Below are 6,458 nucleotides of genomic sequence, written 5' to 3' on the forward strand. Positions count from 1 at the left end.
ATTTAAGAGGGACCTCTGCCGAGGTCCTTACTCTATTATCCTTCACAGCTTGTATATCATCATTCGTACAACAGTCTCTTATAATGCATAACCCCTAGGAGAAAGGTGGTTGATGGTGGGTGGGGATAAGGTTATTATGGGGTTGTTGAATTTGGGTTGAGTGCTTAAAATGAGTTAATATTTGTCTCAATTTAGGGCGAGGAGAAGCGAAATCAAAGGGTAGCTGTATGGTATTATAAACCAATGGGTTAGGAGGGTGGAGATTGAGACCGTATCTAAGCGGTTGCTAAGACCGTATCTAAGTGATCGGCGAGTTGCAACTAAGCGATCGACGAGATGCAACTAAGCAATCGGTTTGTTGCAACTCAGTTGGGGCTTTTGTAGAGTGTTGGATATCAGTAGGTTGTGAGGGGGTACCTACGCAGCCCTATTTCGGGTGAGTTTTTTCACTTTATTTTACAGGTTTTGGGCTGTTGGAAAGGAGCTCTTGTTTTGAGGGTGCCTTATCGGACAAGTCGGACAGATCGGACAGGTCGGACGAGTCGGCCGTATCGTAGTGTAAACAGATGATAATGACCTCGGCCGAGGTCCTTTTTGTCTTTCTTGTTGACTAGAAATAATAAGGGCCGGCTATGTATATAGCCAGCCCTTATTGTAGCTTTTGTAGCTCTGAAAGCTTTAGAAGCTTCTCTTCTCGCGGATACGAGCCTTCTTACCTGTGAGCTTACGTAGGTAGTATAGCTTAGCACGACGTACGTGTCCTACCTTGTGTACGATAATCTCGTCAATGAAGGGTGAATTTAGAGGAAAGATTCTCTCTACACCTACACCGCTTGAAAGTTTACGCACGGTGAAACGACGGTTGTCGCCCTCACCTACGATTTTGATCACGTCACCACGGAAGGTCTGGATACGCTCCTTATCACCCTCCTTAATTCGGTAGGCTACAGAGATCGTGTCACCGCTCTTGAAGTGGGGATGCTGCTTACCTACAGCCATCTCTTGCTCTACTAGCTTGATTAAGTCCATTGTACTTTTTGCTTATATTAATTAGTATTGTCTAAACGCAATATAACTAGGTCACACATAAATTCCTAGCAGAGATTACGCAAAGCACCGCAAAGATACCAAATATATATGGTATTTCAAAGTGGAGAATGTTGCACGAAGTGCCATTCTCGCACATTTGATTCAAATGTGCTAAGACTTTGCACGAAGGATGAGATGCAAGGCGCTGAGGGTGAGGGTGCTGGGAGCGTACTCACGTACGTGACCGAGCCCGAATCCCGAAAGCAACGCCGCAGCTTGCCTTCGTGCAACAGTCTCAAGTGGTGGAACGCCCCTTAGCGTAGGCGGTCCATAAATCTGATGGTCTTTTCATCGACCGCAATGCCTCGGTAAGCAAGATAATCAAATATCATTGCCACGATAGGAAATGCCAGCCAAGGGGTGATGCTCATAGACCACCAATCTTGGGTAGTAGTATTTACTATGGCCTCAATGAAGCTAGGACGATAGACTAAAAAGACCAAGAGGTAGAAGCCTACTTTAATAAGCAGGTTGAATATAGTGAGTCGCATCTGAAGGACCCTCTTACGGTAGAGGAAAATGGAGATGAAACTAATTAGAGTAATCGCCGCGGTAAGACCGAAAAGCACCCAGGAGGGCTGTACGAGCTCTCCCGAAAGGTCCTCGAGTCCAGTCGCTTTGAACGCGTAGACCATATCCTGTGTGGTGACCTTTGCAAAGGTGAGGAATAGCATCGCTAGCATCAGTAGTCCTGATGCTAGGAGGTAGAGGGTTTGTTTTCTCTGTATCATATTGAGTTATCTATTTATCTGAATAAAAAAAACAGTGAATAGCAGTCCTCACAACCTCGCATGGTGTGGCGACAATCTATCCACTGCTTATACTTATTAGGTGATTTAGAGACCTTGATCCTCCTCCTCCTCAACCTGCTCCAGTGGATTACGGAAGTAGACTTCCCCCTCCTCAAACTCCTTTGCTGCCACGAGAGAGGGCTTAGGAAGACGCTCGTAGTACTTGGAGATCTCTATCTGCTCTTGGTTTTCAGTGTACTCCTCCAAAGTGTCGGTGTAGGTCGAAAACTCCTGTAGCTTCTGCTCCAGAGCACTCTTCATATCTGCAGATATCTGATTGGCTCTTTTGCTCATAATCACTACCGACTCGTATAGGTTGCCTGTAGGCTCGCTAAACTTTTCCAAGTCGCGTGTCACAGTTGTTGTTGGGGTATTTGTCTTCTTTTTCATCATCTATCTATCTTATCTATTTGGTCATCCTATTTTATTGCCAGTCCGCATTGGGGTCAATGTTCTTTTCGGCATACTCAAAGTACTTATCCACCGTCTTGCGATACTTTCCCTCGGGAAACTCGTTGATGAAGTTGTAGTACTCATCACGGAGGTCTCTCAGTCGCTGCTGCTGCTTCTCCACCACACTATTCTTGGCTATCTGATAGAGCGATGCCACCACATAGTAGTGCATCTCCTCCTTGTGGATAGAGTAGGGGTAGCTCTTCATTGCATTGCGAGCGGTGATGATGCAACTCTCGTAATTATTGAAAATATAATTGCCGAGGTTGTAGTATAGCTTGGCACTGAGCACCTCCTTCTCCGCTAGATTCTCCTGAAGGCTAAAGAGTAGTTGCTTTGCCTCCTCCGCTTTTTCGCTCTGTGGATAATAGTCTAGGAATAGCTGTAGCTCCTGCATTGCTGCAATGGTCTTTGCCTGATCCAGACGAGGGTCGGGGATATCCTGAGCTAAGCCATAGCCCGAATAGAAGCGTGCCAATTCAGTGTATTCACCATTTGGAAACTCCGTATAGTATTGGCTAAAAGCCGTCTGTGCCTGCACATAATCCTTTGCCTTGTAGTAGGCTTGTGCCTTGAGGTAGAGTGCTTGCTCCATCTCGCTACTACCGCGGAAATAGGGGAGTATCTCCTCAAGCGTTTGAGCGGCCCATTCGTACTTTCCAGTATTATAAAACTTCTTGGCATAGGAGTACTTCTCGTACAGGTCGGTGCTTTTCTGCACCTTCGTCAGCTCGTTACACGAGGAGAGTAGGAGCACGAAGAGTAGTCCAATGAGTGAACCAATGAGTGAAAATCTAGATATTTGCTTCATATAAGTGAGCCATCATACTTTTAATACTTCTGGCAAAGATACCAATTTAATCACTATCTCCCTATTTCTATTCTCTAAAAATGTGCCACGCCGCCTCGGCCTGAAGGTAGAGCATACGCTCGCCATTCATTTTAATACACCCCTCGGGGGCTGCATTGAGGAAACCAGCAAAGTGCCTATCGTACGAAAGGTCGTAGAGTATATGCCCTTTCCCCACAGCGTGATAAGGTATGGGTGGTACCTCATGTGGCATCTTAGGTCCTCCTAGTGGCGTCGCATTGACGATGAGTTGCACCTCTTCCTCAATATAATTAGGAGTGAGGCTCTCATACGCTATCATTCCACTCCCCTCTGCCGGGTGACGAGAGACCATGATCGGGTCGATGCCCAGGCCTTTAAGTGCAAAAGCTACCGCTTTGCTAGCTCCACCACTTCCCAGTATCAGTGCCTTTCGGGTGGTATCTAAGTCTAAGTGCTGAAGCGACTTGGCAAAGCCTACTACATCGGTATTGTACCCGAATAATTGTTGTCCAACCCGCTTTACCGCATTAACCGCTCCCACGCTTTTAGCGATATCCGAAGCAATGTCCACCCGCTCGTACATCCACTCTTTATAAGGAGTGGTCACCATAACGCCCTTCCACGAGCCCTTCTCTTGGAGCTCTTGCAAAAAGCGGTCGGGGTCATCGCAATCCACCAGTTCAAAGGAGCCATCCGTCACCCCTTCCTTAGCCCAAATGGTGTCCCAGATCTCAGGAGACCTACTGTAGCCAATCCCCTTGCCGAGCAAAGCGTACCTATTCATCGTACCCTTTCGGCACTTTTGATCTTTGAGAGCTCACTATAAATGCCAGCAAAGGCATCGCTCTTAGGCTTATATCCCACATACAAAGCAGCCACTCCAGGGAGATAGACTTTGTAATAGGTGTTGATAAAGCCCGCCATTCGCATCAGTCCCTCCATCTGCCGTCGTTGGGGCACCTTGCGAATGCTCTCGCCTAGATATTGATAAGCCGCTTTATTCCTCCCCAGTAGCTGACCGATGAAAGGAATCACTTGGTCCACGTGCAGGTTATACCCCGCCTTGGTGATTGGGTTCGACGGCACACAAAGCTCCAGCACCGCCACCATACCGCCTGGCCGAAGTACACGGTACATCTCCTGATAACCACGAGCGATCGACTCAAAGTTGCGTACCCCAAAGGCACAAGTGACCACATCGAAGTGCTCCTCCTCAAAAGAGAGATCCATCGCATCCTCCACCGAGACCTTTACTTGGCTCAGCCCCTTCCGGAGTGCTTTCTGAACCCCTATCTCCAGCATGTTGATAGAGAGGTCACTCGCCACCACCGTTGCCCCCTTGCATTGCTCTGCGAGGAGAAGAGTGAGGTCGCCAGTCCCTGCGGCCAAGTCCAGAATCAGCTCTGGCCGCTCCACCGCCACGTGCTCCACCAGGTCTTTACGCCAAAGTTGGTCCAGCCCGAGGCTATTCACCCGATTGAGGAGGTCGTAGGTAGGGGCTATGTCGTCAAACATAGCCCTTATCCGACCTGCAAATGTAGCTTCCCTTACTTCCTCGCCTTTAGCCATTGAGTTAGGTTCTTTTCGATTCTAGAGTGAATATCCTCAGTGGGGTGCTTCTCAAAGGACTCCCCCGTCAAGTGCTCATACAGCTCTATGTACCTATCCGTCACGCTATCGCAGTACTCCGGAGTCATCTCAGGGATTTGTTGCCCCTCCTTGCCTTGGAAGCCGTGCTCTATCAGCCACTTCCTCACAAACTCCTTGGAGAGTTGGCGCTGTGGTTCCCCCTTCTCAAAGAGATCTTGATAAGAGTCCTTGTAGAAGTAACGAGAGGAGTCGGGGGTATGGATCTCATCAATCAGATAGATCTTACCATCCTTCTTGCCAAATTCGTACTTCGTATCCACTAGGATCAGACCGTGCTTCTCAGCCAGTTCCGTGCCTCTTTCAAAGAGGGCATAGGTGATACGCTCTAGCTCCTCATAATCCTCCTTAGAGACCAATCCCGAGGCGATGATCTCCTCACGAGAGATATCCTCGTCATGACCCTCATCCGCCTTGGTGGTAGGAGTGATAATTGGGCGGTCGAACTTTTGATTTTCTTTCAGTCCTTCAGGAAGGGTGATACCACAAATGGTGTGCTGACCCGAGCTGTAGGTACGCCATGCACTACCAGTGATATAACCACGAATCACCATCTCCACCTTAAAGGGGGTGCACTTGTGCCCGATGGTCACCATAGGGTCGGGAGTGTCTATCTTCCAGTTCTGGACAATGTCGGCCGTAGCGTCGAGGTTTTTGGCCGCAATCCTATTGAGGATCTCCCCTTTATAAGGGATTCCCTCAGGCAGAATCACATCAAATGCCGAAATCCTATCGGTCACCACCATTGCTAGGAGGTCCCCCTCCAAGGTGTAGACGTCTCTTACCTTGCCATGATATAGATTTTTGATCCCTGGCAACTGAAGATCAGTATTGGTCAATGCTTTAGCCATAATATATGTTTGATTAAGTGTGTTGTATTTTATTCTTCCGTTGTTTCTTCACCTGCCCCTTCATTTCGGTCGTACGCCTCCACGATCGCTTGAACCAGACCGTGACGCATAATATCCTTCTTCTCAAAAGTGAGCCACCCGATGCCATCTACTTGCTTGAGTATGCATTGGGCTTCTCTTAGACCCGAGGGGACGCCCCTAGGGAGGTCCACCTGCGTCATATCCCCCGTGATGATCATCTTAGCACTCTGCCCCAGTCGGGTGAGGAACATCTTCATCTGGTGTGGCGTGGTATTTTGTGCCTCATCTAGGATAATCACCGCATCATTCAGCGTCCTACCACGCATATAGGCGAGCGGAGCAATCTGTATCACGCCACTCTCCATGTACTCCTTTAGCCGAATGCCAGGGATCAACTCCTGTAGTGCATCATACAGCGGTTGGAGGTAAGGGTCCAGCTTATCCTTCATCTCTCCAGGGAGAAAACCGAGCTTCTCCCCCGCCTCCACTGCTGGACGGCTGAGGATAATCCTTCGCACCTCCTTCATCTTGAGTAGCTTCACCGCCATCACTATGGCGAGAAAAGTCTTACCCGAGCCCGCCGGCCCAGTGGCAAAGACCAAGTCGTGCGACTCAATCAGCTCAATCAGCTTCGATTGGTTAGGCGTGCGGGCGGTGATCGGTTTGCCCCCCGCTCCATAGATGATCACCCCTTCCGACGAAGCCTCATCACGGCTCTCCTCGCCAGCGATCATCGCCTCGATGCTACTCTCTGTAAGTGAATTAAACTTCGTA

8 protein-coding genes are annotated in these 6,458 nt (G+C 48.8%); all 8 read right to left on the reverse strand.

All coding sequences use genetic code 11. The features are described from left to right. Positions 1 to 678 precede the first annotated feature (678 nt). Positions 679 to 1,029 carry a 50S ribosomal protein L19 gene (rplS, locus tag QVO39_RS00410; RefSeq protein WP_021902536.1) on the reverse strand — a complete coding sequence of 117 codons (351 nt, stop codon included), beginning with the start codon at positions 1,027 to 1,029 and terminating at the stop codon, positions 679 to 681. 314 nt (positions 1,030 to 1,343) lie between these two features. Then, positions 1,344 to 1,820, reverse strand: coding sequence for a DUF4293 domain-containing protein (locus QVO39_RS00415; RefSeq protein WP_021902537.1), 477 nt, complete (start codon positions 1,818 to 1,820; stop codon positions 1,344 to 1,346). A 105-nt stretch (positions 1,821 to 1,925) separates the two neighbouring features. Then, complete coding sequence (locus QVO39_RS00420) at positions 1,926 to 2,273, reverse strand: DNA-directed RNA polymerase subunit omega (RefSeq protein WP_244400199.1); 348 nt, start codon at positions 2,271 to 2,273, stop codon at positions 1,926 to 1,928. A gap of 31 nt (positions 2,274 to 2,304) precedes the next feature. After that, on the reverse strand, positions 2,305 to 3,144 hold the full coding sequence (locus QVO39_RS00425) for an outer membrane protein assembly factor BamD (protein ID WP_021902539.1): 840 nt from the start codon (positions 3,142 to 3,144) through the stop codon (positions 2,305 to 2,307). A gap of 67 nt (positions 3,145 to 3,211) precedes the next feature. Further along, positions 3,212 to 3,949: a shikimate dehydrogenase family protein gene (locus tag QVO39_RS00430; RefSeq protein ID WP_021902540.1), complete on the reverse strand. Its 738-nt coding sequence runs from the start codon at positions 3,947 to 3,949 to the stop codon at positions 3,212 to 3,214. After that, a complete protein-coding gene (gene ubiE, locus QVO39_RS00435; RefSeq protein WP_288171192.1) occupies positions 3,946 to 4,734 on the reverse strand; it encodes a bifunctional demethylmenaquinone methyltransferase/2-methoxy-6-polyprenyl-1,4-benzoquinol methylase UbiE in 789 nt (262 codons plus the stop codon). Before ubiE ends, QVO39_RS00430 begins: the two co-directional genes overlap by 4 nt. Continuing rightward, positions 4,713 to 5,663: a phosphoribosylaminoimidazolesuccinocarboxamide synthase gene (locus QVO39_RS00440; RefSeq protein ID WP_021902542.1), complete on the reverse strand. Its 951-nt coding sequence runs from the start codon at positions 5,661 to 5,663 to the stop codon at positions 4,713 to 4,715. The genes ubiE and QVO39_RS00440 overlap by 22 nt, the downstream gene beginning before the upstream one ends. 29 nt (positions 5,664 to 5,692) lie before the next feature. Further along, positions 5,693 to 6,458: PhoH family protein (locus QVO39_RS00445; RefSeq protein ID WP_288171194.1), on the reverse strand; the 766-nt coding region annotated here is incomplete at its 5' end.

This window comes from Porphyromonas sp. CAG:1061 (assembly GCF_000435035.1).
GTDB classification, from domain to species: Bacteria; Bacteroidota; Bacteroidia; order Bacteroidales; family Porphyromonadaceae; genus Porphyromonas_A; species Porphyromonas_A somerae.